This is a genomic window from Cellulomonas sp. CW35 (genome assembly GCF_052378485.1).
GTDB classification, from domain to species: Bacteria; Actinomycetota; Actinomycetes; order Actinomycetales; family Cellulomonadaceae; genus Cellulomonas; species Cellulomonas uda.
Genome location: NZ_CP199000.1, coordinates 2374693 through 2398024, shown reverse-complemented (window position 1 = coordinate 2398024; position 23332 = coordinate 2374693). Strand labels below are relative to the sequence as shown.

Here is a 23332-nt window from a genome sequence, read left to right as displayed (position 1 = left end):
GTCTCCCGGCCGCGGCGCGGACCTCACGCGGGGCCGTCTCACCGTGCGACGTCCCGGACGGGACGCTAGCGTGCGCCGGTGCCCGCCCCCCGGTCCCTGACGCTCCCGGCCGCGCCCGTGCGTCCGGCGACGCCGCACGCGCCGACGACCACGGCCGCTCCGTCCGCACGTCAGGGGTTCCGGCGTGACGTGCAGGGGCTGCGCGCGGTGGCGGTGCTGCTCGTCCTCGCGTTCCACGCCGGCCTGCCCGTGCCCGGAGGGTTCGTCGGGGTGGACGTGTTCTTCGTCCTGTCGGGCTTCCTCATCACGGGTCTGGTCGCCGACGAGGTCGCGCGCACGGGGCGGCTGCGGCTCGCGCGGTTCTACGCGCGCCGCGCGCGCCGCCTGCTCCCGGCCGCTGCGCTGACGCTGGTCGCGGTCGTCGTCGCGACGGCCGTGTGGCTGCCGGTGACGCGGTGGCGGGACGTCGCGGGTGACGTGGTCGCCACGTCGCTGTACGTCGTGAACTGGCGGCTCGCGGACCGCTCGGTCGACTACCTCGCGCAGGACGCCGCGCCCAGCCCGGTGCAGCACTTCTGGTCGCTCGCGGTCGAGGAGCAGTTCTACGTCGTGTGGCCGCTGCTCGTGGTCGCGCTCGTCGCGCTCGCGCGGTGGCAGGGCCGGCGCGTCTCCCGGCGCGCGCTGGTCGTGGGGGTCCTGGCAGTCGGCGGCGCGTCGCTCGCGTGGTCGGTGTCGCTCACCGCGGCGGACCCGGCGCGTGCGTACTTCGTCACGACGACGCGCGCGTGGGAGCTCGCGGCCGGCGCCCTGCTGGCGCTGCTCGCGCACCGCGTCGCCCGGCTGCCCGCGGTCGCGCTGCGCGCCGCGGGCTGGGTCGGGCTCGCGCTCGTCGTCGTCGCGGCGTTCACGTACGAGGCCGGCACGCCGTTCCCGGGGCTCGCCGCAGCCCTGCCGGTCGGCGGGACCGTGCTGGTGCTGGCCGCCGGTGTCGTCGGGCCGGGGCTGCGGCCCCTGACCGCGCGCGTGCTGCAGCCCGTCGGGGCCGCGTCCTACTCGCTGTACCTGTGGCACTGGCCGGCGGTCGTCGTCGCGACCGCGCTCGCGGACGGGGAGCCGACGACGCGCGAGCTCGTGCTGGCCGTCGCGCTCTCCGTGCTGCCCGCCGCGGCGTCCTACCGGCTCGTCGAGCGGCCCCTGCACACCTCCGCCCGACTGCGCGACAGCACGGCCCGGTCCCTCGCGCTGGGCGTGGCGTGCACGCTCGTCGGGCTCGTCGCGGCAGCGCTGCTGGTGCGTGCGGTCCCGACGACGCCGGACGACGTGGACGCCCCCGGCGCCCAGGTGCTGCGCGAGGGCTGGACCGGCCCGGACGCGAGCACCGACCTGGACCGCCTCGTCCCGGCGCTCGCCGACGCGACGCAGGACGTCGCGGACCTGTACGAGCACGGCTGCCACCAGAACGCGCTCGGCACGCAGCCCGCCGCGTGCACGTTCGGCGACGCCCGCTCGGGCACCGTCGTCGCGCTCGTCGGCGACTCGCACGCGGGGCAGTGGCAGCCGCCGCTCGCGGCCATCTCCGCCGACGAGGGGTGGCGCCTCGACACCTACACCAAGGGCAGCTGCGCCCTGAGCGCTGCCCGCCCGTGGCTCGGCACGACGCAGTCGACGTACGACGCGTGCGTGCAGTGGAACGAGGCCGTGGTCGAGCATCTGCTGACCGACCCGCCGGACCTGGTGGTCGTCAGCAACAACCGCATCGAGGTCGCGGGCGACGACGGCCACCTCGTGAGCGGTGCCGCGGGTGACGAGGCCGCGGTGGCCGGGTTGTCCGCGACGTGGCAGCGCCTGAGCGACGCCGGGATCGACGTCGCCGTGCTCGGGGACACGCCGTGGGTCGGGATCGACGTGCCGGAGTGCGTCGCGCAGCACCGCGACACCTGGACCACCGAGTGCAGCCCGGACTCGGCCGCGCCGGAGCGTCGCTCGAGCCTGGCGCAGCAGCAGGCCGCCGCCGACGCGCTGGGCGTGCCGCTGCTCGACGTCACGGACCTGCTGTGCCCGGACCAGCAGTGCCCCGCGGTGATCGGCGGGGTGCTCGTGTGGCGGGACGTGAGCCACGTGACCGCGAGCTACGCCCGCACCCTCGAACCCGAGCTGCGCGACTGGCTGGTGCCGCTCGTCGCGGCCGCCCCGAGGTAGCGCCTGCACCGACACCCTCGCGCACATTCTGGCGCGGGTCCTGTCGGTCGACCTCGCAGCTCGCGACCAGCACGGCCGGAGCCTGACCCAGGCGTGGACCGCGAAGTCGGCTACGTCGGGGAAGGCGTCGAGGTCTTCCGAAGATGGGGGTTCTCACACCAACCCATCCGAAAGACCTCGACGTTGGACGACGCTACCTTCTGCCCGCCTGACCTGACCACGTTCGCCCGTCTGGACGATCTCGGCTTGGTCGTCGTCGGCCAGCACGTCACCGACCGCCGCACGGTGCTCGAGTGCCGGGTCGTCCCGGTGCCGGGCGACGAGTTCTGCCGCCAGTGCGGTGCGGAGGGCCTCGTGCGGGACACGGTCACGCGCCGACTGGCGCACGAGCCGTTCGGGTGGCGGCCCACCACGCTGCACGTGCGGGTGCGCCGTTACCGGTGTCCCACCTGTGAGCGGGTGTGGCGGCAGGACACCACCCGGGCGGCGGAGCCGCGTGCGAAGCTCTCCCGTGCCGCGCTGGCGTGGGCGCTGAACGGGCTGGTGGTCCAGCACCTGACCGTCGCCCGGCTGCGCGACGCGCTCGCCGTGGCCTGGAACACGGTCAACGACGCCGTCCTCGCCGAAGGCCACCGCGTGCTGATCGCCGATTCGGCCCGGTTCGACGGGGTCACCGTCATCGGCGTGGACGAGCACGTGTGGCGGCACACCCGCCGTGGCGACAAGTACGTCACCGTCATCATCGACCTGACCCCCGTGAAGGACGGCACGGGGCCGTCCCGACTGCTCGACATGATCGAGGGCCGCTCCAAGGCGGTGTTCAAGGACTGGCTCGCCGGGCGGCCCAAGGCGTGGCAGCAGGGCGTCCAGGTCGTCGCGATGGACGGGTTCACCGGGTTCAAGACCGCCGCCGCCGAAGAGCTCCCCGACGCGGTCGCGGTCATGGACCCGTTCCACGTCGTGCGCCTCGCCGGTGACGCCCTCGACAAGTGCCGGCGCCGGGTCCAGCAGGAGCTCCACGGGCACCGCGGCCTCGCGACCGATCCGCTCTACCGGGCCCGGCGGACCCTGCACACCGGTGCTGACCTGCTCACCGACCGGCAAGCCGCCCGCCTCGAGGCCCTGTTCGCCGACGAGGAGCACGTGCCCGTCGAGGCGACCTGGGGCATCTACCAGCGGATGATCGGCGCCTACCGGCACCCGGACCGGACCACCGGCAAGAAGATCATGACCGCGCTGATCGACTGCGTCGCTACCGGAGTACCGACGTCGCTGGTCGAGATCATCACCCTCGGCCGGACCCTGAAGAAGCGTGCCGCGGACGTCCTCGCGTTCTTCGACCGCCCCGGCACCAGCAACGGCCCCACCGAGGCCATCAACGGGCGGCTCGAACACCTGTGCGGCTCCGCCCTCGGCTTCCGGAACCTGACGAACTACATCACCCGCAGCCTCCTCGAGACCGGCGGCTTCAGACCCCGACTACACCCTGCATTGTGATGAGCCCAATATCCGTCGTCGGCGCCTGGACCCGCACACCCAACTCGTTCGCCAAGTCTTGTCCAAATGTGTCGCGCGTCAGACTTTGTGGCAGGGCCCGTTGCTTGCGGGCCTGACCTGTGAGGAGTCTGATCGTTCATGGCAAGACCACCGGCCGTTCCGGCCGAGGAGAAGACCAGGATCGTGTTGTCGGTCTTGGCCGGCGAGGTCACCGTCGCCGAGGCCGCCCGGCGGGCGAAGGTGTCCGAGCAGTCGGTCGGGAACTGGAAGCGGGCGTTCCTCGAGGCCGGCAGGACCGGCCTGGCGGCGGGGAAGTCGGGGCCCTCGACGCGTGAGCAGCAGCTGGAGGCCGAGGTCGCCGAGTTGACCCAGGCCCTGGGTGAGGCGCACCTGGAGGTCCGGGTGTGGAAGAAGTCCGCGGAGGGCCGGCTGGGCCCTTCGAGGACCTCGAGGTGATCCGCATCCAGGCGGGCATGCCGACCACGAGGTTCTGCCAGGTGATCGGCGTGCCCGAGCGGTCGTGGCGGCGCTGGCAGGCCCGCGCCCGGGCCGGGTCCCCGGTCAAGGGGCCGTGGCCGCGCCCGGCGCGCGAGAGCGTGCGCGTGGCCGCGCGGCGGCACGCGTTGGCGCATCCGGCATGGGGGCACCGCAAGGTGTGGGCCATGGTGCGCCACGACGGGCACCGGGTCTCCCAGGCCACCGTGCTGCGCCTGCTGCGCGATGAAGGGCTGATCCTGCCCGCCGCCTACCAGCGGGAACGCCGCCAGCTCGCGGCCCGCAGGAAGGCCGCGTTCGCCACCGAACCGACGGGGCCGAACCAGGTGTGGCAGCTGGACTTCTCCGAGTTCGAGACCACGACCGGCGGCACGTGGCGCATCGCCGGGTGCCGGGACTACTGGTCGAAGTACGAGCACCCGTGGCATGTGTCCCCGACCGCGAACCAGCACGACGCGATCGCCGCGATCGAGCTTGCCCTGGCCGACTACGAGGCGATGTTCGGCCGCCCCCTGATCGACGCGTGCGCCCGCGACGGCGACGGCAACGTCGTGCCCGCGGTGACGGTCGTGACGGACAACGGTGGCCCGTTCCGCTCGTTCCGGTTCGAGGCGTTCATCACCGCCCACCCCGAGCTGCGGCACGTGCGCACCCGGGTGCGTACGCCCGGGCAGAACGGGTCACGCGAACGCGGGTTCGGCTCCCTGAAGTACGAGCGGCTCTTCCTCGAAGAGATCGACGACGTCCTGTCCCTCGTCGCGCACGCCGACGACTACCGGGCCGAGTACAACACCGTGCGACCGCACGAGGCGATCGCCTGGAACCGGCCCCTGGAGGTCCACCTGGGCCTGGCCGACCCGCTGACCCCCAACTTTCCCGAGACCCAAGACCTGCCAGCAGCTTGACGCGGGACAAATGAACCCGAAGGGCACCCAGTCTGACACGAGAGCAACCGCACGTTTCGACCCCCCAGGCCAGGGCGAATCTTCGCAGCCAGCTCAGCCGCTGACATCCCCGCCAGGTCATCCGGCGACCCGTGACCGATCGCATCCAGGTACCCCTCCTCGGGGTGCCGGTCCGACCACTTTGCCATGTTCCGTACGGCCTTGTCCCCGCCGCCGAACGTCGAAGACACACGAGGAAATCCGCTGTCTGCGGCGTCGTCGGCCTTCGAGGCTGTTCCAGTGGCTCGCTTGGCGACAACCTTGGCGCCGGTGCCAGCAGCGCCGCCCGAGCGATCGCCACCGGCGCCAAGGCCGTCGCGAAGCGAGCGACTAGCGTAGTGTCGAAGGCCGACGGTGCCGCAAACACCGCACGTGCCGACTTCATCGCGAGTGCCGACGGGGTGGTAGTCCCCACGAGCCGAAGTCGGTTGGTCGCCGGCTTCGAGGAGGCCGGGCTTCCTTCGACGCCTACGACGTCGGCGGGCACGCAGTACACGCTCCCGAATGGTTCGCTGGTGCGGGTGATGGAACCTTCTGGTCAAGCAGGACTGCGCGCGTCGTTCACGAACGCGAACGGTGGTCCCATCAATCCGTTCACGGGTAAGCCGGTTCAGCCTCCGCCTGGTCTGTCCAAGCCTGAGCGGCTGGACTACATCCGCAGCCGCACTCACATCCAGTTGGGGCCATGACCGACATCGATCCCCTCGCCGTGCTACCGGTCCGCGTCCAGGGCGTGGAGGTTCAGGACCCGATCCTCACCTTGTTCGGCGAGGGTTGGGCGCTGACGATCGCCTGCCCCTGGGAGGGAACGATCGGGGGGCGTGCCCTGTCTTGGGAGGACCTCGACATCGGGGACCGGTCGTGGGATCTGGTTGGTGAAGACCTGGTTGCAATACGGCAGGACGGGGCTGCGGTCGAGTTCGAGTTCTCTACCGGGAGCTTGATCGTGACTCCGGACACCGACGTGGATCCTTGGGTGCTCCAGCTGCCTGGCGGTTTGGTGGTCGGGAGGACGACGTGAGGTGAATCGCCCCGGGTTTGGTGGGGTCTGCTGCACGGATAGGTGACACCTGACCTGTGGTGCCGGGAGGCGCCGCTGGAAGGATGTGCACCGTGCCCAGGCCCTATCCCCAGGAGTTCCGTGCGGACGTCGTGGCGGTCGCCCGTCGCGGCGATGCTCCGATCAAGCAGATCGCGTCCGACTTCGGCATCGCCGAGTCGTGTCTGCGGAACTGGCTGCGTGATGCGGACGTCGAGGACGGCAACCGCCCCGGCGTGACGATCAGTGAGTCGGCCGAGCTGCGTGAGCTGCGGCGCCGTAACCGGCTGCTCGAGCAGGAGGTCGAGGTCCTGCGCCGCGCCGCGGCCTATCTGTCCCAGGCGCATCTGCCGGGAAAGTGATGTACCCGCTCGTGAAGGAGCTCGCCGGTGACGGGATCCCCGTCGCGGTGACGTGCCGGGCCCTCAAGCTCGCCCGACAGCCCTACTACCGCTGGCTCGCCGCCCCGGTGACCGCGCACGACCTGGACGAGGCATACCTGGCCAACGTGCTGTTCGACGCCCACGTCGACGACCCGGAGTTCGGGCACCGGCTCCTCGCCGACGAGGCTCACCGTGCGGGTCTGCGCGCGTGTGACCGGCGGGTCTGGCGAATCTGCCGGGACAACGCATGGTGGTCGGTCTTCGGCAAGAAGCGCGCCAGGAACGGCAAGAAGGCCGGCCCGCCGGCGCACGACGACCGGGTGCTGCGGATCTTCCGCGCCGATGCACCGAACCGGTTGTGGCTCTGGGACATCACCGAGCACGCCACGCCCGAGGGCAAGCTGTACCTGTGCGCGATCAAGGACCTCTACTCCAACCGGATCGTGGGGTACTCGATCAGCGACCGCATGAAGTCCCGGATCGCCGTGAACGCCCTGGCCAGTGCCGTGCAACGCCGTCGTGACGTGGCCGGTTGCATCGTGCACTCGGACCGGGGCAGCCAGTTCCGCAGCAGGAAGGTCCTGCGCGAACTGGACCGTCACGACCTGCTCGGATCCATGGGCCAGGTCGCATCGGCCGGGGACAACGCGGCCATGGAGAGCTTCTTCCCGCTGCTGCAGAAGAACGTTCTGGACCGCCGCCGCTGGGCCACCCGGGCGGAACTTCGCCTGGCGATCATCACCTGGATCGAACGGACCTACCACCGCCGCCGCAGGCAAGCCCGACTCGGCCGACTGACACCCATCGAGTTCGAGGCCATCATGACCACTCAGGTCGCACTCGCCGCCTGAGACCCGCTGTCACCTATCCGTGCAGCAGACCCCGGTGATGCGGGTGATGGTCTGGACGCCCTGGTCTCCGCCGACGAGGGATGGCGCCTCGACACCTACACCAAGGGCAGCTGCGCCCTGAGCGCGGCCCACCCGTGGCTCGGCACGACGCAGTCGACGTACGACGCGTGCGCGCAGTGGAACGAGGCCGTGGTCGAGCATCTGCTGGCCGACCCGCCGGACCTGGAGGTCGTCAGCAACAACCGCATCGAGGTCACGGGCGACGACGGCCACCTCGTGAGCGGCGCCGCGGGCGACGAGGTCGCGGTGGCCGGGTTGTCCAGGTGTCGCAGTGCTCCGGCACGCCCGCACCCTCGAACCCGATCTGCTCGACTGGCTGGTGCCGCTCGTCGCGAGCAGGGAGGACGTCGCCGCGTCGGACAACCCGCCCACGACGGGCGTGCACACCGCTACCCTCGCGGCCATGGCCACGGAAGACCTGGAGTCCGTCCTGGCGGACGGGATCGCGTACCTGAGGGCGGCGCAGGGCGTGCGCCCGACGACCTCGCACGCGCCGACGACCGGCGTGGACCGGGACGGCCTGGTCGAGGTCGTCGTCGACGGTCACGGTCTGCTGGCCGACATCGTGTTCGCGTCCGACCTCGCACGGCTCGCACCGGAGCAGCTCGAGGCGGCCGTGCTCGACGCGGTGCGGGACGCGTACCGCGGTACAGGACGCCCGCGTCTCCAGGCACTGCCGAGCTTGGGGGACAGCGAGGTCGCGGCGCGTGTCCGGCAGGTTCTCGCGGAGGAGGGGAAGTGATGGACGAGTTCTCGGTCGACCCGGTGCGGCTCGCCGCCGAGGTCGGGAACGTCTTCGCCGTGAGCGACGAGCTCGACGGTGCGGTGAGCGCCGGTCTCGCGGCGCAGGGGATGTCGCAGACAGCGTTCGGTCTGCTGTGCATCGCGATGGTCCCGCCCTCGCAGACGGTCCAGACCGCGGCGGTCGCGGCGCTGCGTGCCGAGGCGGGGGCGTACGAGGCCGTCGCCATGAACCTGCGCCACACGGTGGCGGCCTACGAGGCGGCCGACGCCGCGTCGGCCGCGCGCAACCGCGGGCTCCTGGGGCGGCTGGGATGACCCTGGTCGTCGAGCCCGAGACGTGGGAGGCGCCCGCGTGGTTCGAGGGGACCGCGCTGGGCGTCCCGGTCGTCGGGTCGCTGTTCTCGACGGGTGCGAGCCTGGGCTCGGGGGACTGGGCGGGGGCCCTGGGATCGGCCGCGGGGAGCGTCGGCGACCTCGTCGGCGTCGCGGTCGACCCTCTCGGCACCCTCGCGTCCAGCGTCGCGGGATTCCTGCTGGACCGCTTCTCCTGGTTCCAGGAGGCCCTCGACGTGCTGGTCGGTGACCCTGCCGTGGTCACCGCGGTCGGCCTGACCTGGGCGAACGTCGGCGCCACGTTGGAGATGCAGTCCGACCGTCTGATCGAGATCCGCGACCGGACGGCGCAGTACTGGCACGGACCCGCCGCCGACGCGTTCCGGCGCCGCGTGACCGAGATGGCGCACCGGGCCACCGTGGAGGCCTTCGCGTGCCGGTGCGTGAACACCGGGTTCGCGATCGGGAGCGGGATCGTCGAGATCGTCCGGCAGATCGTGTCCGCCATCTGTGCCGAGCTCGTCGGCAAGCTGATCGTCTGGGTGGCCGAGGCGCTGGGGACCCTCGGCTTCGGCGTGCCCGTCGTCGTCGCGCAGGCAACCTCCGCGATCGCCCGCTGGGTCGACGACGCCGCGAGGTGGACGGACGAGCTGCTCCAGTCGACCGGGCGCTTCTGCGACCTCCTGGCCGACCTGTACCGGGCGTTCGACGAGGTCGGGCTCTACAACCTCGGCATCGGGCCGGACACGGTGGTCGGTGCCGGCGCCTCGGGGGTCGACCAAGGCGCCCAGACGGTCGGAGGCTGACCATGGACCCCTACGCACCCCTGGTGGACGCACGGGAGCGGCTCAGGCAGCTGCAGCGCGACGCGCACGAGACGGCAGTCGAGACCGCTCGCATCGCGGCACGCATCGAGCAGGCCACCTACTCGGCATGGTCGGCCGGGCGCGAGGTCCGCGTCACGCTCGGTCCCGATGCGCTGATCCAGGGCGTGGAGTTCACGCCGCACGCCATGCGCACAGCTCCGCGCGCCCTCGCCGCCGCGACGATGGACGCGCACCGCAGGGCCGTCGCGCTGCTGCGTGCGTCGGTCGACGAGGCCGTGCGCGAGGCACCGGCGTCCGTCGGCGACCTCTCCGGCGCGGTCGCCGCCGCTGCCCACGAGATGCTGCCCGCGGCCGACGAGCCGCCCGATGTCCGGCGCTGACCCGCGGCCGAGCGGCGCGCGCCTGCGCCGCCGCTCGTGGACCGCTGCGGGCGCGGTCCTGCCGGTGACCGGCGTCGCGACGATCGCGGGTTGCGTCGTCGCCGCCGGCCTCGCCAGCGGCCCCGCGCAGCGGATCGTCGTCGCGGCCGTCCTCGTCGTCGGCGTCCTGGGCGGCGTCCTGTGGCGACGGGCCGGCGGCGCGGAGGCGACCCACGGTCGCGTCGCGTCCGCCCGAGCCGCGTGGGCACGGACCTGGAACGGCGCCAGGCTCGTCGACGACGGCCCGCCCGACCCCCGGGACGCCGCGCTCGCGCTCCCGCGAGGGTGGAGGGTCGAGGCCGCACGCGGCAGGCTGCGTCTCGCGGTCTCCGGCATGCCGGTGCGCTGCGAGACCTGGGTGCTGCGTGCGGTGCCCGGCTCGCGCCGCTCTCCCGTGCGCCGCGAGGTCGTGGCTGCCGACGCGCGCACCGGCCCGGCCCGCGTCAGCGTGCCGATCGGGGCGACCGCGGACTCGATGCTCGTCACCCCGGCGTGGGCGGGCCGCCGCGAGACGGCCGATCCGGCCTGGCTGCCGGCCGTGCGCGAGCGGGTCGCGCGCCACGAGGACCTGCTCTCGACACTCACCATCGGCGACGACCGCGTCGTCCTCCTCGCGCTCGACGACCCTCGCCCCGAGACGACCGTCGCCCGCGCTCACCTGGTGCGCGACATCGCAGCGACCATCGGCTGACTCCGGCGCGCCGGGTGGCGGCGTGATGACCGCGTGCATCGCACAGACCGCACCGGGATGATCCCCGAACACGTCGACACCTCAGCGACCTGAGCCGTCTATCCCGAGGGAGTCCAGTTCACTGCGCGAGCAGCAGGAGACGCGGGCTAATCAGGGACTACGCGATCAAGCGGCCGAGAGTCCGGTTCGATCAGCAAGGCCCGGATAACATCAACGATGTTCTCGCCCATGAGCCCGTACTCCGCGTCGAAACCACCCCAGAAGGCGCCAGTCTCGTCGATGACGAGGGTCATGTGTGAGTACTCGCCAACGGGCGTGATGGCACGGCCGATGCCTTCCGCATACGCCTCGCACCAGTCGGGATCCGCGTGACGCGCGGCCTGGTGCCCATCGATGTGCAGAGCACGTCGGCCCTCCTCGTCGGTGATCACGAGCCCCGAGAACACCTCGAGGAACTCACGGGCCGCCAGGCTCACGCTGTAGCCCGCCACGTCCAGTTCCGCGACCATGCGCTCCACGTCGACATGCCGGTCAGAACGCCATCCGGCACGAAGCAGCAGTTCCTGTGCCCTCGTCATTGGCCCGGCACCCAGGTCGCACTCGCCGCCTGAGACGAACTCCCACGCTCGGTGCTGCCATGACTCTCATCCTCCGTGGGTTGCGAGCCACCATGGACGCCGGGGCGGTGCACCGGGAGGCGCAACTCGGGGGTGTGCACCACCGTGCCCAGACCCACCCTCAGGGAGTTCGCGATGACGTCCTGGCGCTCGCCGGCCGGGGCGGGGGCCTGGCGGTGCGCTGCCCGCGAGATCTACGCACTGGTGACCTCGACTGATTCCGTGCGGCAAGAGGCTCGGCGCGATATCGGCCAACAGGCAGGCTATCCGTGGGCCGGTTTCGGGGCTATGGTGGGCCTATGAGGACTGTCGCTCTGAGCGAGGCGAAGGACAAGCTGTCGGCGCTCGTCGACGAGGCCGACCGCACCCACGAGATCATCCAGATCACCAAGCACGGCCGCAGCGCGGCGGTGCTGATGTCGGCGGACGACCTGGACTCCCTGCACGAGACGCTGTTCTGGCTGTCCCAGCCCGGCGTGCGCGAGGACGTCGCCGCAGCGCGCCAGGCGGTGGCCGAGGCAACGACGATCTCCGGTGAGGACCTGCGGGCCCGGTACGGCCTCCCGCCGCTGTGAGCGAGGCCGCCGAACCGTGGCGGGTCCAGGTCGCGCCGAGCGCGCTGCGCTCGCTCGAGCGTCTGCCCCCGCGCGTCGTCGGGGCCGTCGTGGAGTTCGTCACCCGGACCCTCCCGACCAACCCCGAGCGCATGTCCAAGCCGCTGCGCTATGAGCTCGAGGGGCTGCGCTCCGCGCGCCGCGGCGACTACCGCGTCCTGTTCACCCTCGACGACGACACCCGAGTGCTCCTGGTGGTGCGGATCTCCCACCGGGCCGACGCCTACCGCTGACCGACCTCCCGTCGACGGCGGCGCGGCTCAGGGGACCTGGCCGAACCAGCGGTGGACGTGCTCGACGATGGCGTGGTCGAAGGCGTCGTCGTCGTGGCGTGCGCGGAGCCACTCCTGGAAGGAGCCGCCGGCGGCGTCGTCGAGCTCGCGGCGCACGGTCGCGGTGTCGGTGAGGGCGCGTTCGAGCATCGCCTCGGCCTCGGCGGTGGTGCGGTAGAGCAGCGGGTAGGTCGCGGGCAGGATCGCGCGCGCCCACGGGCGGTCGGGGAACACGCCGACGGCGCCGGCGACGAGCGCCTCGACGTACTCCAGGCCGTAGGACTCGTCGGTGGCGGTGGCGAGGAACGCGGTGGTGTGCGCGAGGGCTTCCCAGTAGTCGTCGCGGCTCGCGGTGAGCGGGCCGAGCCACACCCAGTCGTGCCGGGACAGGCGCATCGCGGCCTCGGAGACGAGGTGCGACTCGACGAGCCGGGCCTCGACGCGCAGCGGGACGCGCTTGTGCACGCGCTCGACGACGTCGACGAACGCCTGAGGCTGCTTGCGGTCGGACAGCCAGATCGCGGGGTAGAGGACCACGGGGACGTCGGGCTCGTGGCGCGGGTGCACGTGCTCGAGCCGGATGCCGAGGTTGACCCAGCCGATGCGGGCCTGCTCGGCGAGCTGCTGCACGGTCCACTGCCCGACGATCTCGCGGACCTCGGTCGCGGTCCGCTCGGAGTTCGCGAACGTGGGGAACAGCGCGCAGGCCAGGCCGAGGCACGCGCGATCGACCGGGTGCGTGAACTGCGAGGTGGTCCACCAGACGAAGTTCATGACGCGCGGCTCGGTGCCGGGCCGGGCGGTGCCGGAGCGGGCGAGCGTGCGCCAGACGGCGGCGGAGTCGACGACGTCCATGTTGATGACGACGGTGTCGCTCGCGTCGAGGAACTCGAGCGGCAGGACGTCGAACCCGTCGCAGCGGCGGGGGCCGTCGCCCACGAGGACGGAGCCGGGGAACACGCGCAGCAGGCGGCGCACGAGCGTCGCGCCGGCGTCGTGCCCGGCGACGTGGCCGTCGGGGTCGACGAGCACGTCCCGGTAGCGGATCGCGATGCGCGGGGTCATGACACGCTCGCCTCCTTCGCGCCGAGCTCGTCGTCGACGGGCCGTGCCTGCTCGGGCAGGGCGGGTTCGGCGGACGCGGGCTTCTCGGACGCTCGCTCGTCGGACGCGTGCTCGTCGGCCGGCGGCTCGTCGGCGGGTGCGAGGGACGCACCCTCGTCGTCGTCCTCGAGCGACGTGCGGATCCGCATGCCGTAGAACGACCGGTGGACGAAGAACGCGGAGATCACGAAGAACACGGCGGCGAGGCTCACGACGAGCGTGTGCAGGCCGTCGTCGGTCAACGAGACCGCGAGGTCGACGGCCAGGAGGCCGAACAGGGTCGTGAACTTGATGACGGGGTTGAGGGCGACCGACGAGGTGTCCTTGTACGGGTCGCCGACGGTGTCGCCGACGATCGTCGCGTCGTGCAGCGAGGTGCCCTTGGCGTGCAGGTCCGTCTCGACGATCTTCTTCGCGTTGTCCCACGCGCCGCCGGCGTTCGCCATGAAGATCGCCTGGTAGAGGCCGAACGTCGCGATGGACACCAGGTAGCCGATGAAGAAGTACGGCTCGACGAACGCGAACGCGAGCGTCGCGAAGAACACGCCGAGGAACATCGTGAGCATGCCCTGCTGCGCGTACTGCGTGCAGATCTCGACGACGCGGCGCGAGTCCTCCTCGGACGCCTTGGTGACGCCGTCGAGCTTGATGGTGGTCTTGATGAACTCGACCGCGCGGTGCGCACCCGTGGTGACGGCCTGGATCGAGGCGCCGGTGAACCAGAAGATGACCGCGCCACCGGTGATGAGGCCCAGCAGGAACGGCGGGTGCAGCAGCGAGAGGTTCTCGATGCCCTCGGTGAGACCGCCGGTCAGGCCCATGATGATCGAGAAGATCATGGTCGTCGCACCGACCACGGCGGTGCCGATGAGCACGGGCTTGGCGGTCGCCTTGAACGTGTTCCCGGCGCCGTCGTTCTCCTCGAGCATGAGCTTGCCGCGCTCCCACTGGGGCTGGAAGCCGTAGTCGCGCTCGAGCTCGGCGTCGATGTCCTCGATGTCCTCGATGACGGACAGCTCGTAGACGCTCTGCGCGTTGTCCGTGACCGGCCCGTAGGAGTCCACGGCGATCGTCACGGGCCCCATGCCCAGGAACCCGAACGCGACGAGCCCGAACGAGAACACCGCGGGCGCGACCATGAGGTCGCCGAGGCCCTGTTCGCTGATGAGGTAGGACCCGCCCATGAGCCCGACGATCGCGATACCCAGCCAGTAGGCCGAGAAGTTGCCGGCGACGAGCCCGGACAGGATGTTGAGCGACGGCCCACCCTGGCGCGAGGACTTCACGACCTCGCGGACGTGCCGCGAGGAGGTCGACGTGAACGCCTTGACGAGCTCGGGGATGAGCGCGCCCGCGAGCGTGCCGCACGAGACGATCGTCGCGAGCTTCCACCACTGGTCCGCGGCCGCGGTGTCCGCGAGGACGAACCACGTCGTCAGGAACGTCGCGACGATGCACGCGGCGGACGTCAGCCACACGAGGTTCGACAGGGGGCGCTCGAAGTCCATCCGCTCCGCGTCGCGGTAGCGGCGCGCGGTCCACAGGTCGTTGAGCTGGTAGGACACGGCGGACGCGACGATCATCACGGCCCGCACGACGAAGATCCAGACGAGCAGGCTCGCCTGCACCGCCGGGTCGTGGACGCCGAGCAGCACGAACGTCACGAGCGCGACGCCGGTGACGCCGTACGTCTCGAAGCCGTCGGCGGACGGGCCGACGGAGTCGCCCGCGTTGTCGCCCGTGCAGTCGGCGATCACACCGGGGTTGCGGGCGTCGTCCTCCTTGATCTTGAAGACGATCTTCATGAGGTCCGAGCCGATGTCGGCGATCTTGGTGAAGATGCCGCCGGCGATGCGCAGCGCGCTTGCGCCCAGGGACTCGCCGATCGCGAACCCGATGAAGCACGCACCCGCGATCTCGCGCGGCAGGAACATGAGGATGACGAGCATCATCAGCAGCTCGAGGCTGATCAGCACCATGCCGATCGACATGCCCGCCTTGAGCGGCATGCGGTGCAGGGGGAGCGGCTTGCCGCGCAGGCTCGCGAACGCGACCCGGCTGTTGGCGAGCGTGTTGACCCGGATCCCGAACCACGCGACCGAGTACGAGCCGGCCATGCCGATCAGGCTGAACGCGATCACGACCGCGACGCGGCCCCACCCGAACCCGACGAGCACCTTGTAGTACACGACGATCACCGCGGCGATGAACGCCCACAGCACCACGAGGAACTTGCCCTGCTGCGCCAGGTACGCCTTGCAGGTCGAGTAGATGAGTTCGGAGACCTCACGCATCGACGCGTGCACCTCGAGCTTGCGCATCTGCAGGTACGTCGCGACACCCATCGCCAGGCCCATGACGCACACGACGAGCCCGAGCCCGAGCAGCGCGCGCCCCGACAGCCCGCCGAGGACGGTGACCTGGCTGAGGTCGGGCAGGGCGAGGCTCGCCTCGCCGCCGTGCACGGAGCCCTCGCTCGTCGTGCTCTGCCCGCACCCCGCGAGCAGGGCCGTGAGGGCGAGCAGGCCGACGAGCAGGCGTGCTCGGCGACGACGCGGCGGTGCCGACCTCTCGTGCGGCGACGCCCCGGGGGCGTGGGCGGCGGTGCTGCGTTCGGCTGCGGTGCGGGCGGCGGTGTCCACGATCTCCCCTGAGAGGTGAGGTGCTCTTGGGGTCGACGCTAGGAGCGCAGGTCAGGCCGGGCGTGAGCCGAAGGTCACACACGCCCCGGCGCGGTGGCCGTACACGGGTGACGCGCACGCGTCCCGGGACGACGAGAGCCGCCGCCCGGGAGACGGGCGGCGGCTCTCCGCGCTGGAGGACGCGTGGTGGGGCCGGAGGTCAGCGGTCCTCGAGGGCCGGGATGATCGTGGTCGGGATCGCGAACGCGAGGCTGATCGACGCGATGGCGCCGAAGAAGACCCACGGCTTCGCGGCGTCGACCACCTCGAACGACACCGCGAACAGGGCGATGCCGACGAAGAACAGCAGGAACGTGAAGAACACGGTGACGGCGCGCTCCGCGGAGCCGGAACGGTCGTCGTCGCGACGCTGCAGGACGGGTTCGCTCATGCGGGTCAGCCTACCCGGGACGTTGGTCCCAGGTGAGCGACCGCCCGGCCGGTCCTGCCGATCTCCCTGCGAGAGTGCAGGCTGGCCGCGTGACGGTGCGCATCGGGATCTCGGGCTGGCGCTACGCGCCGTGGCGCGGCGTGTTCTACCCGCGCGGACTGCCGCAGCGCGCCGAGCTCGAGTACGCGGCGCAGCGCATGACGAGCATCGAGGTCAACGGCTCGTTCTACGCGCTGCAACGCCCCGCCAGCTACCAGACGTGGGCCGCGCAGGTGCCGCAGGGCTTCGTGTTCTCGGTCAAGGGCCCTCGGTTCGTCACGCACCTCAAGAAGCTCGCCGACGTGCGCACGCCGGTGGCCAACTTCCTCGCCTCGGGCGTGCTCGCGCTCGGCCCGCAGCTCGGTCCCGTGCTGTGGCAGCTCCCGCCCACCCTCGGCTTCGACGTGGACCGTCTCGCGTCGTTCTTCGACCTCCTGCCACGCAGCACCGCGGCCGCGGCGGCGCTCGCGGAGCAGCACGACGAGCGGCTCGAGGGACGTGCGTGGACGACGACCGACGCCGACCGTCCGCTGCGCCACGTGCTCGAGGTGCGCCACGCGTCGTTCGAGGTCCCGGCGTTCGTCGCGCTCGCCCGCGCGCACGGGATCGGCCTGGTCGTCGCCGACACCGCGGGCCGCTGGCCCGTGATCGAGGACGTCACCTCCGACGTGGTCTACGTGCGCCTGCACGGTGACACCGAGCTGTACGCGAGCGGCTACGACGACCCCGCGCTCGACCGCTGGGCGCAGCGGGTGCGCGCGTGGGCCGCGGGCGGTGAGCCCGACGACGCGCGTCGGCTCGCGCCGCCCGCACCGCCCGCCCCGCAGGGTCGCGACGTGTTCGTCTACTTCGACAACGACACGAAGGTCCGCGCCCCGTTCGACGCGCAGGGGCTCATCGCACGCGTCACCGACCTCGCGCCCGGCTGAGCCCTTCGTGGTCCGGCCAGGCCGTCAGCCGCGCCCGCGCAGCCGGTCGAGCTGGCGGCGGTCGCGCTTGGTGGGACGGCCCGCGCCGCGGTCCCGCACCCCGGCGAGCGCGATCTGGGCCTTGGGCACCGGGGCGGGGGAGCGGTCCAGGTAGCACTCGACGGCGACCGCGGCGCCGACGCGCTTGACGACGGTGCGGCGCACCTCGACGATGCGCTCACGCTCGCCGCCACGCACGTGCACCTCGTCCCCGGGTACGACGATCGTCGCGGGCTTGGCGCGCTCGCCGTTGACGCGCACGTGGCCGGCGCGGCACGCCGCACCCGCCGCGGACCTCGTCGGGAACAGGCGCACGGCCCAGCACCACGCGTCGACGCGCGCCCGCACCACCTCGGCCATGCCCCCAGGTTGGCACACGCACTGGCGCACTCGGGCGCGGCGCGAGAGGGTGCGAGACGACGAGGAGGTCGACATGGACATCGAGCAGGTCGAGCTGCCGACGACGACGGTGGCGGTGGTGCACGAGCGCGTGCCGATGGACGCGCTGAGCGCGTTCTACGACCGCGCCTACCGCCAGGTGCAGGAGGCGCTCGGAGCCGCGGGCGTGCCGCCGACCGGCCCCGCGATCGGGTGGTACGGAGAGATGCCGAGCGACACCGCCGACGTCGCGGCAGGGTTCGCGGTGCCGCCGGACGCGGTCGTCGACGGGTTGGAGCTCCTGACCCTCGCCGGCGGGTCCGCGGTGGTCGGCGTCCACCGCGGACCGTACGACCGGCTGCCGGACGCGTGGAGCACCGTGGTCGCATGGTGCCGTGAGCAGGGCGTCCAGGGCCGCGGCGACTTCTGGGAGGAGTACGTCACGGACCCGGACCCGGGCGGTGACCCGGAGCAGAACGTCACCCGGCTGGTCCTGCCCCTGCTGTGAGGCAGGTCAGGCGCGGCGGGTGATCTTGACCGTCCACGCCTCGGGGCCGTCGACGAGCACCTCGGTGTCGATCGGGGCGCGCTCGGCGAGCTGAGCGAGCAGCGGGCGCGGCAGGTGGGGCGCGACGAGCACGAGCGACTGGCCGGGGGCGATCGCCTCGAACGCGCCGAACACCGTCGCGTGCCGGATGGCGTGCGGGATGGCGCGCACGTCCAGGACGGGGTCGGCCTCGTCGTGGCCGCCGCAGCCGCAGGAGTGCTGCTGCTCAGCGGGCTCGGGCGCGGTGCTGAGGATGTCGACGTCCTGCGTGGTCATGACGGTCTCCCGAGGTCGTGTGCTGGGGCTCGTCGCACGGGTCGTGCGCGCGTCGAGGCCAGATTGTCACGGCGCCTGCCGTGGATAAAGGACCTAGGGCCCTGGTGGGTCAGGCGTCCGCGAGGGGCGCCGTCGAGCGCCGCAGCTCGAGGACGCAGTGCTCGCGCCCGACGAACGGACGCAGCCGGTCCGCGGTGAGCGGCCCTCCGACGGTCTCGAGCACACCGCTCGCGAGCCCCAGGTGCACGCTGCACACCACGTCGGGCCGCTCGCGCGCGAGCTCGAGGAACGGACAGCGCCACAGGTCGATGCGCAGCGCGTCGTCGTCGCGCTCCGGGTCGAAGCCGAGCCGGTCCAGGTGCCCCTCGAGGGCGTCGAGCTGGCGGCGCTCGACGGCGCGCGACGCGTCGCCCGCGTCCGGCCCGCCGGGCGTCACCGCCGCCGGCTCGGGCAACGGCTCGACCGCCGGCTCGAGCACCCCGCCCGGCGCCGTGAGCGCGTAGCCCGCGGACCGTGCCGCCTCTCGCGTCGGGCCGAGGTCGCGTCCGAAGCCGCTGATCAGCACCTTGGTCAGGGCGACGTGCGCGATCGACTCCTCGAGCCGGCCCATCGCGATGGGGTCGCGGCGCGCGTCGTCGGGCGACGCGACGCGGTAGAGCATGCGCGGGCGGCCCCGCACGGTGCGCGCCTCGGGCGTCCGGACCGCGTACCCGTCGGCGACGAGCCGGGCGAGGTGCTCACGCGTCGTGTTCTCGTGCAGACCCGTGGCGGCGGCGAGCTCGCCGACCGTGTGCGAGCCGCCGCGCTGCAGGATCCGCAGCAGGTCGACGCGGCTCGCCGCGGCGAGCGTGCGCTCCGCGGGGGTGCGTCGGGGTGCCGGCATGCCGTCAGTATCGGGCCTGCGTACCGGGGCTCCGGGCGGGACCTCGGTCCCGCGCGCCCGCCTGCGCGGGTTAACTACGGTCCAGACGTGGAAAACACGTCACGACGCGCGGTGCCGACCGTGCGCCTGGTCCTGCTGCTGCCCGCAGGGGTCGCGATGCTCGCGGGCCTCGACGCCGCGCTCACGCTGCTCGGGCTGACCGCGCCCGTCCCGTCCGAGCGGCTCGCGGACGTGCACGGACCGCTCATGGTCCTGGGCTTCGTCGGCACCCTCGTCGCACTCGAACGGGCCGTGGCGCTCGCCCCCGCGACGGCGGGTGAACGTGCGCGGCCGTGGGCGTGGGCCGCGCCCGCCCTGCTCGGGGCGGGCGCGCTCCTGCTCGTCGCACCCCTCCCGCTCGCGGCCGGCCGGGCGTGCCTGGTGGCCGGGTCGGCCGTGCTCGTGGCGCTCTACCGCGCGGCCTGGCGCCGGCGCGCGGACGACGCGATCGCCGTGCAGGGGCTCGGGGCGCTCGCCGCGGTCGGTGCCGCGACGCTGTGGGCAGCAGGCGTCCCCGTACCGCACCTCGCGCCCTGGCTCGTGACGTTCCTCGTGCTCACCGTCGTCGGCGAACGGCTCGAGCTCATGCGGATCGCACCCGTCCCCGCTGCGGCGGGGCGGGGTGTCGTCGCCGGTGCGTGTGCGCTCGTCGCAGGTGCGGCCCTGGCCCTCGTGTGGCCCGCGGTGGGCAGCGCGGTGCTCGGCGCGGCGCTCGTCGGCCTCGTCGTCCTGCTCGCCCGGTTCGACGTCGCCCGCCGCACCGTGCGCGGCACCGGGCTCCCGCGGTTCATGGCCGTCGCCATGCTCGGCTCGTTCACCTGGCTCGCCGTCGCCGGGGGGCTGTGGATGGTCGGTGGGCCGACGACGAGCGGACCGCGGTACGACGCGCTGCTGCACGCCGTGTTCCTGGGCTTCGTGATGTCGATGGTGATGGCGCACGCCCCCGTGATCCTGCCCGCGGTGCTGCGCCGGCCGCTGCCGTACCGGCCCGTCATGTACGTACCGCTCACCCTGCTGCACGTGACCCTGCTGCTGCGTGTCCTCGGCGACGCACGCGACGCGGCGGTCGTCGTGCAGGTGGCGGGCGTCGGCAACGTCGTCGCGGTGCTCACGTTCGTCGTCGTCGCCGTCACGAGCGTGCTCCTCGGTCCGCCCGCCCGGCCCGGCGCACGCGCCGACCGCACGCCGGCTCGCAGCGACGCCGCGGCCGGCGCGCTCGAGGTCGTCGCGTGACGCGCGCGTCGTGGCACGTGCGGGCCAACGCCCTCGTGCTCGCCTGGCTCGCGGCCGCCGCGGTGCTCACCCTCGTGCACCGCTGGGTGCCGGCCGCGCAGTGGCTCATGGTGCACCTGCTCCTGCTCGGTGCGGTGAGCACCGCGATCCTGCTGTGGAGCCAGCACTTCGCGGACACGCTGCTGCGCTCGCCCGCACCCGGCGGCCGCCGCGGGCTCACCGCGCGCCTCGCGGCCCACACCGCGGGCGCGCTGCTGGTGGTCGCGGGCCTCGCCCTGCCCCGGTTCGCGCTCGTCGTCGCGGGCGGGGTGCTCGTCGCAGGTGCCGGCGGCGCACAGGTCGTCGTCCTCGTGCGCCAGATGCGCGGCGCCCTGCCCACGCGGTTCCGACCGCTCGTGCGGTGGTACGTGGCGGCAGGCACCGCGCTCCCCGTCGGTGTCGCGGCGGGCGTCGTCCTCGCGCGCGGCGCGCTCGGCGACGCGGCGCACGGGCGCCTGTACGTCGCGCACGTGGTCCTCACGCTCGTCGGCTGGGTCGCCACCACCGTGCTCGGCACGCTCATGGTGCTGTGGCCGACCGTCCAGCACGCGCGCATCGAGCCGGTCGACGAGCGCGACGGGTCCCGCGCGCTCCCCGTGGTCGCCGGCGGGCTCGCGCTGGTCCTGCTCGCGACCGCGACCGGGGTGCGCTGGCTGGTGCCCGTGGGGTGCGTCGTCGTCGCCGGGGGCGCAGGCCTCGTCGCGCGCGTGATGTGGCGCCAGCGCCGCGCGGCCGCGCCTGTCGTCGCGGCGAACGCCGCACGGCCGCACGCAGGCCGGACCGCGCCGGTCTACGTCCCGCCCGTCCTCGCGCCCGCCTCGCTCGCCGCGTCCGTGCTGTGGCTCGTCGGGTCGCTGGTCGCGTTCGGCGCGGTCGTCGTCGCCGCGCCCGGGTGGGACGTCGCCGCGGACCGCGTGCGCGGGCTGGTCGCACCGTTCGCCGTCGGGTTCGCGGCGCAGGTCCTCGTCGGTGCGCTGTCCCACCTGCTGCCCGTGGTGCTGGGCGGCGGCCCTGCGACCGCACGGGCCACGGCGGCCCAGCTCGAGCGCGGCGCGGTCGTCCGGCTCGTGCTCGTCAACGGCGGGCTCCTGCTGTTCTGCGCGCCGGTGCCCAGCGCGGTGCGCGTCGTCGTCTCCATGGTGGTGCTCGGCGCCCTCGCGTCGTTCCTGGTGCTCGCGGTCCGAGCCGTCGTGCTCGCGCGTCGCGGGGCGCCCGCTCCCGCGCACCCGGACACGTCGACCGACGCACCCTCGACGGTCCGTCGGTCGGGCGCCGTCGCGGTGGGCGTGGGTGCGCTCGCGCTCGCGCTCGTCGTCGGCGTCGCGATGGACCCGCCGGCCGCGGGGATCCCGACCGCCGGTGCCGCGGACGGTGGCGGCTCCGGCCGGGTCGAGGCGAGCGGTCGCACGACGACCGTGCGCGTCGAGGCGCGCGACATGCGGTTCGTCCCGTCCCGTGTCGAGGTCCCCGCCGGCGACCGGCTCGTGCTCGAGGTCACCAACGTCGACGACGACGTGCACGACCTCGTCGTCGCGAACGGTGCGACGAGCGGGCGGCTCGCGCCCGGCGAGAGCGCACGTGTCGACGTCGGCGTCGTCGGCGCCGCGCTCGACGCCTGGTGCTCGGTGGCGGGGCACCGGCTCATGGGGATGACGCTCGACATCGTCGTGACGGGGGACGCGCAGGTCGCGGCACCCGACGACACCGCGGACGACGCGCGCGGCGACACGGCCGGCCCGTCGGCGCACGCAGGGCACGACGGTCACAGCGCCGACGGCGGCGTCGGTGACGGCGACGCCCCCGCGCCGTCCGCCGCGGACCTGCTCGACCTCATGGCGCGGCCGGACGACGCGTTCGTCGCGCGGGACGCCGCGCTCGACCCCCTCGGCCCCGACGAGGGGCCTGTCACGAGGCACGTGACGCTCCCGGTGCAGGAGGTGGTCCGCGAGGTCGCGCCGGGCGTGCGGCAGCGCCTGTGGACGTTCGGCGGCACCGCCCCCGGACCCGTGCTGCACGGACGCGTGGGGGACAGGTTCGTCGTGACGCTCGTCAACGACGGCTCGATCGGGCACTCGATCGACTTCCACGCGGGTGCCCTCGCGCCCGACGACGTCATGCGCACCATCCAGCCCGGCGAGACGCTCACGTACTCGTTCACCGCGACGCGGTCGGGCATGTGGATGTACCACTGCTCGACGATGCCCATGTCGGTGCACATCGCGAACGGCATGTCCGGTGCGGTCGTCATCGAGCCGGACGGGCTCGCCCCGGTCGACGCGCAGTACGCGCTCGTGCAGTCCGAGCTGTACCTGGGGCCGCAGGACGGCGAGGTGGACGCCGCGCGTGTGGCCTCGCAGTCGCCCGACCTGGTGGTGCTCAACGGGTACGCGAACCAGTACCGGGACCGGCCTCTGACGGTCGCCGCGGGCGAGCGGGTGCGGCTGTGGGTGCTCGACGCGGGCCCGAACCGGCCGAGTGCGTTCCACGTCGTCGGCGGGCAGTTCGACACCGTCTACCGCGAGGGCGAGTACACGCTGCGGGACGGCGGCTCGACGGGGACGGGCGGTGCGCAGGTGCTCGCGCTGCAACCGGCCGAAGGCGGTTTCGTCGAGCTGACGTTCCCCGAGCCGGGGACCTACCCGTTCGTCTCGCACGTCATGTCGGACGCCGAGAAGGGCGCGTCGGGCCGGGTTGTCGTCACGCCCTGAGACGCGCGACGGGTGGAGAAGCGCTCGTCAGGCGAGCGGTTCTCCACCCGTTGCGGTGGGT

The 23332-nt window shown here is 72.9% G+C and carries 25 protein-coding genes; 18 read left to right on the top strand and 7 right to left on the bottom strand.

The genetic code is table 11. The features are described from left to right. Positions 1–78: 78 nt before the first annotated feature. The 12 genes from ACT17Q_RS11025 (at position 79) to ACT17Q_RS10970 (ending at position 10482) form a co-directional block, all read left to right on the top strand. Positions 79–2199, top strand: a complete 2121-nt coding sequence (locus tag ACT17Q_RS11025; RefSeq protein WP_444662426.1) for an acyltransferase family protein — start codon at positions 79–81, stop codon at positions 2197–2199. 183 nt (positions 2200–2382) lie between these two features. After that, positions 2383–3696 carry an ISL3 family transposase gene (locus ACT17Q_RS11020; protein ID WP_444665389.1) on the top strand — a complete coding sequence of 438 codons (1314 nt, stop codon included), beginning with the start codon at positions 2383–2385 and terminating at the stop codon, positions 3694–3696. A gap of 138 nt (positions 3697–3834) precedes the next feature. Further along, positions 3835–4152: a helix-turn-helix domain-containing protein gene (locus tag ACT17Q_RS11015; protein WP_115941774.1), complete on the top strand. Its 318-nt coding sequence runs from the start codon at positions 3835–3837 to the stop codon at positions 4150–4152. Next, on the top strand, positions 4149–5096 hold the full coding sequence (locus ACT17Q_RS11010) for a transposase (protein WP_444662423.1): 948 nt from the start codon (positions 4149–4151) through the stop codon (positions 5094–5096). Before ACT17Q_RS11015 ends, ACT17Q_RS11010 begins: the two co-directional genes overlap by 4 nt. Positions 5097–5227: 131 nt before the next feature. Then, entirely contained in the window at positions 5228–5824 is a 597-nt protein-coding gene (locus tag ACT17Q_RS11005; RefSeq protein WP_444662421.1) for a hypothetical protein, read from the top strand. Continuing rightward, positions 5821–6156 carry a hypothetical protein gene (locus ACT17Q_RS11000; RefSeq protein WP_444662420.1) on the top strand — a complete coding sequence of 112 codons (336 nt, stop codon included), beginning with the start codon at positions 5821–5823 and terminating at the stop codon, positions 6154–6156. Before ACT17Q_RS11005 ends, ACT17Q_RS11000 begins: the two co-directional genes overlap by 4 nt. A 92-nt stretch (positions 6157–6248) precedes the next feature. Then, positions 6249–7408, top strand: a protein-coding gene (locus tag ACT17Q_RS10995) for an IS3 family transposase (RefSeq protein WP_444662418.1) whose coding sequence is annotated in 2 segments (ribosomal slippage) — positions 6249–6527 and positions 6530–7408 — 1158 coding nt in all. Because the reading frame shifts where the segments join, the coding sequence is not laid out codon by codon here. 331 nt (positions 7409–7739) lie between these two features. Beyond that, positions 7740–8210, top strand: a complete 471-nt coding sequence (locus ACT17Q_RS10990) for a YbaB/EbfC family nucleoid-associated protein (protein ID WP_444662416.1) — start codon at positions 7740–7742, stop codon at positions 8208–8210. Beyond that, positions 8210–8527: a type VII secretion target gene (locus ACT17Q_RS10985; RefSeq protein WP_141322522.1), complete on the top strand. Its 318-nt coding sequence runs from the start codon at positions 8210–8212 to the stop codon at positions 8525–8527. The genes ACT17Q_RS10990 and ACT17Q_RS10985 overlap by 1 nt, the downstream gene beginning before the upstream one ends. Next, positions 8524–9351, top strand: coding sequence for a hypothetical protein (locus tag ACT17Q_RS10980; protein ID WP_094179603.1), 828 nt, complete (start codon positions 8524–8526; stop codon positions 9349–9351). Before ACT17Q_RS10985 ends, ACT17Q_RS10980 begins: the two co-directional genes overlap by 4 nt. Before the next feature lie 2 nt (positions 9352–9353). Further along, positions 9354–9752: a YbaB/EbfC family nucleoid-associated protein gene (locus ACT17Q_RS10975; protein WP_444662413.1), complete on the top strand. Its 399-nt coding sequence runs from the start codon at positions 9354–9356 to the stop codon at positions 9750–9752. Continuing rightward, positions 9739–10482: a hypothetical protein gene (locus ACT17Q_RS10970; protein ID WP_094179605.1), complete on the top strand. Its 744-nt coding sequence runs from the start codon at positions 9739–9741 to the stop codon at positions 10480–10482. Before ACT17Q_RS10975 ends, ACT17Q_RS10970 begins: the two co-directional genes overlap by 14 nt. A gap of 146 nt (positions 10483–10628) precedes the next feature. Here ACT17Q_RS10970 and ACT17Q_RS10965 read toward each other — a convergent pair whose 3' ends face one another. Then, complete coding sequence (locus ACT17Q_RS10965) at positions 10629–11000, bottom strand: SUKH-3 domain-containing protein (RefSeq protein WP_444662411.1); 372 nt, start codon at positions 10998–11000, stop codon at positions 10629–10631. 398 nt (positions 11001–11398) lie between these two features. On the opposite strand from ACT17Q_RS10965, the gene ACT17Q_RS10960 reads away from it, so the two are divergent. Both ACT17Q_RS10960 and ACT17Q_RS10955 read left to right on the top strand, forming a co-directional pair. Next, positions 11399–11674 (top strand): type II toxin-antitoxin system Phd/YefM family antitoxin, encoded by a 276-nt coding sequence (locus ACT17Q_RS10960; protein ID WP_094179607.1) that lies wholly within the window; start codon positions 11399–11401, stop codon positions 11672–11674. Next, positions 11671–11946, top strand: a complete 276-nt coding sequence (locus ACT17Q_RS10955; protein WP_268531375.1) for a type II toxin-antitoxin system RelE family toxin — start codon at positions 11671–11673, stop codon at positions 11944–11946. The genes ACT17Q_RS10960 and ACT17Q_RS10955 overlap by 4 nt, the downstream gene beginning before the upstream one ends. Positions 11947–11973: 27 nt before the next feature. Here the strand turns inward: ACT17Q_RS10955 and ACT17Q_RS10950 are convergent, their stop codons facing one another. The 3 genes from ACT17Q_RS10950 to ACT17Q_RS10940 form a co-directional block, all read right to left on the bottom strand. Then, positions 11974–13050: a glycosyltransferase family 1 protein gene (locus tag ACT17Q_RS10950; protein ID WP_268531374.1), complete on the bottom strand. Its 1077-nt coding sequence runs from the start codon at positions 13048–13050 to the stop codon at positions 11974–11976. Continuing rightward, entirely contained in the window at positions 13047–15731 is a 2685-nt protein-coding gene (locus ACT17Q_RS10945) for a sodium-translocating pyrophosphatase (protein WP_444662409.1), read from the bottom strand. The genes ACT17Q_RS10950 and ACT17Q_RS10945 overlap by 4 nt, the downstream gene beginning before the upstream one ends. A gap of 199 nt (positions 15732–15930) precedes the next feature. After that, positions 15931–16161 (bottom strand): hypothetical protein, encoded by a 231-nt coding sequence (locus tag ACT17Q_RS10940; RefSeq protein WP_444662407.1) that lies wholly within the window; start codon positions 16159–16161, stop codon positions 15931–15933. Positions 16162–16250: 89 nt separating this feature from the next. Here ACT17Q_RS10940 and ACT17Q_RS10935 point away from each other — a divergent pair, with 89 nt between their 5' ends. After that, positions 16251–17129: a DUF72 domain-containing protein gene (locus tag ACT17Q_RS10935; protein ID WP_094179611.1), complete on the top strand. Its 879-nt coding sequence runs from the start codon at positions 16251–16253 to the stop codon at positions 17127–17129. 24 nt (positions 17130–17153) lie between these two features. On the opposite strand, the gene ACT17Q_RS10930 is transcribed toward ACT17Q_RS10935, so the two are convergent. Beyond that, positions 17154–17528 (bottom strand): S4 domain-containing protein, encoded by a 375-nt coding sequence (locus ACT17Q_RS10930; RefSeq protein ID WP_268531371.1) that lies wholly within the window; start codon positions 17526–17528, stop codon positions 17154–17156. Positions 17529–17601: 73 nt separating this feature from the next. On the opposite strand from ACT17Q_RS10930, the gene ACT17Q_RS10925 reads away from it, so the two are divergent. Next, positions 17602–18054: a GyrI-like domain-containing protein gene (locus ACT17Q_RS10925; RefSeq protein WP_094179612.1), complete on the top strand. Its 453-nt coding sequence runs from the start codon at positions 17602–17604 to the stop codon at positions 18052–18054. 6 nt (positions 18055–18060) lie between these two features. Here ACT17Q_RS10925 and ACT17Q_RS10920 read toward each other — a convergent pair whose 3' ends face one another. Both ACT17Q_RS10920 and ACT17Q_RS10915 read right to left on the bottom strand, forming a co-directional pair. Beyond that, complete coding sequence (locus ACT17Q_RS10920; protein WP_094179613.1) at positions 18061–18369, bottom strand: DUF2249 domain-containing protein; 309 nt, start codon at positions 18367–18369, stop codon at positions 18061–18063. 109 nt (positions 18370–18478) lie between these two features. Then, positions 18479–19252, bottom strand: a complete 774-nt coding sequence (locus ACT17Q_RS10915; protein ID WP_444662403.1) for a helix-turn-helix transcriptional regulator — start codon at positions 19250–19252, stop codon at positions 18479–18481. Between the two features lie 87 nt (positions 19253–19339). Between ACT17Q_RS10915 and ACT17Q_RS10910 the strand changes: the two genes are divergently transcribed. After that, positions 19340–20524, top strand: coding sequence for a hypothetical protein (locus ACT17Q_RS10910; RefSeq protein ID WP_444662401.1), 1185 nt, complete (start codon positions 19340–19342; stop codon positions 20522–20524). Then, positions 20521–23271 carry a multicopper oxidase domain-containing protein gene (locus ACT17Q_RS10905; protein WP_444662399.1) on the top strand — a complete coding sequence of 917 codons (2751 nt, stop codon included), beginning with the start codon at positions 20521–20523 and terminating at the stop codon, positions 23269–23271. The genes ACT17Q_RS10910 and ACT17Q_RS10905 overlap by 4 nt, the downstream gene beginning before the upstream one ends. Positions 23272–23332 lie beyond the last annotated feature (61 nt).